General features: G+C 46.1%; 1 protein-coding gene and 1 pseudogene. Both read left to right on the top strand.

Annotated features, from left to right (window positions below; all coding sequences use genetic code 11):
- Window positions 1-369: pseudogene (locus J6I68_RS11330) on the top strand (PTS mannitol transporter subunit IIBC); the annotation flags it as partial.
- Between the two features lie 18 nt (window positions 370-387).
- The coding region (locus tag J6I68_RS11325; RefSeq protein ID WP_292220423.1) for a BglG family transcription antiterminator at window positions 388-1703 on the top strand (1316 nt) is incomplete at its 3' end.

Raw genomic sequence — 1703 nt, 5'->3', positions numbered from 1 at the left:
CAGATGAAAGAGATGAAGGCTCAGAGCAAGGGCGTTGCAGCAAGCGAAGTTAAGACTGCAGCAGACAGCCTTGTAAAGGTAAACGGCGCAGAGATCAAGCACATCGTATTTGCTTGTGATGCTGGAATGGGCTCATCAGCAATGGGTGCAACAGTACTTAAGAAGAAACTCGCAGATGTAGGTAGAGCAGATATCGATGTTAAGCATGCTTCAGTATCTGAGATCCCTGCAGAGGCACAGATCGTTGTTACTCATCAGGATCTGGCAGGCAGAGCAAAGAGCAGTGCTCCTAATGCAAGGATCATCACAATCAGCAACTTTATGTCAGCACCTGAGTATGACCAGTTGGCAGAGGAACTGAAAGCTTAAATATTTAATGGAGACGCAATGGAACTTACACCACGTATTAGACAAATAATCCTTTATTTGCTAAACGCAGAGCAGCCGGCGACAGACAGCGAGGTCGCTGATGCTCTGGGTGTGAGTAAGCGTACCATTTTGAGAGAGGCTGATTACATTTCAGAGATCCTTAAAGGGTACGGGCTTACCCTGGTCAGAAAAAAGGGTGAGGGCAGCCAGATAGAAGGAAGCGACGAGAACAAGGAGCGACTTTTAGAGGCTGTCAAGACACATCCCGACAGGATCGTTTCCGACAAGGAAAAGAGAAGAGAGCTACTTAAACTTGAGCTCCTTCGCAACAGAGAACCACAAAAGCTCTTTTACTACAGCGATATGTTTGGAGTGAGCGAAGCCACCATCAGCAATGACCTTGAGGCCATAAGTGAATGGGCAAAAGAGTGCCACCTTAGCATAATCAGGAAACCTGGCTATGGTATCGCTCTTTCTGGCAGCGAAAAGAGCTACAGAACTGCAATGCAGAGATTCGTCACCGAGAACATGAAAAATGAAAAGCGTGGAAACGCCGGTGACAACATATATCTTCTGATGAATGAAGAGATACTCTCAGATGTAGAAAAGGTTCTTGAAAGGCTTGAGGAACCATATCTTCATCTTCTTACCAACGACGCATATGTGGGGCTTCTTGTCCACCTTGCAGTTGCAGTTGAGAGGATAAAGGAAGGTGCTCTTGTTTCAATGGAGACCTACGACGCAAGGTTTGACAACGGCTATGACATAGCCAAAAACATTGCAGGAGCCCTTGAAGAAGAATTTGGGATCGAGATCCCTGAGTCAGAAGTAAACAACATTCTGCTCCACATAAAGGGAGCAAAACTTAACTACACAAGTGATGCCATCGGAGAAAGCGGGATCCTAACCGAAGAACTGATGGGGATTGTCAATGGAATGATAGATGTGATGGACCCTGACTTTGCCAGAGAACTTCGCTGTGAAGAGGACTTCATAAGAGGCCTTATGGTACATCTTGAGCCAGCTCTCTATCGCATGAAAAATGAAATGACCATAAGTAATCCTTTGCTCGCCGAGATAAAAAGTGAGTATCCTGACATCTACGCAGATTGTCAGAGAGCAGCAGAGGTGATCACTAAAAAGACAGGCCTTGTACCTGGAGATGCTGAAGTTGGCTATCTTGCCATGCACTTTGGCGCAGCCAAGGAAAAGATCGACTCCAGAAAGAAAAAGAAACGCACAGTCAACATTGGTGTTGTATGTGCCAGCGGTTTTGGGGTGGCGCAGCTTATGATGGCAAAGCTTAAGAGCCATTTTGCTGATTGGGACATCGT

The sequence above is a fragment of the Butyrivibrio sp. genome, assembly GCF_017940685.1.
Lineage (GTDB): Bacteria > Bacillota > Clostridia > Lachnospirales > Lachnospiraceae > Butyrivibrio.
This window is presented reverse-complemented; position numbering and strand designations above follow the sequence as displayed.